Genomic DNA, 283 nt, shown 5'->3' on the forward strand with positions numbered 1-283 from the left:
GGACTGGCCGGGCTGGTCGATATGCTCCGCCAGGACCCGCACGCGCTGGAAACCGTGCACCTGTCGGTGATCCAGTTCAGCAGCAAGGCCACCCAGACCATTCCGCTGACCGATCTGATGACCTTCCAGGCCCCGTCCCTCAAGCCGGATGGCATGACGGCGCTGGGTGCTGCACTGAAGCTGACCGCCGAGCGCATTCAGGCCGAGGTCAAGCAGACCACGGCAGACACCAAGGGTGACTGGCGCCCGCTGGTCTTCGTCTTCACCGACGGGGCATCGACCG

At 65.7% G+C, this 283-nt stretch carries 1 pseudogene; it reads left to right on the forward strand.

Annotation, left to right across the window (positions count from 1 at the left end):
* A pseudogene (locus tag R0J88_RS19555) lies at window positions 1-283 on the forward strand (hypothetical protein); the annotation flags it as partial.

The organism is Pseudoalteromonas sp. SIMBA_162, assembly GCF_046535955.1.
In the GTDB taxonomy this organism is placed as follows: Bacteria; Pseudomonadota; Gammaproteobacteria; order Enterobacterales; family Alteromonadaceae; genus Pseudoalteromonas; species Pseudoalteromonas marina.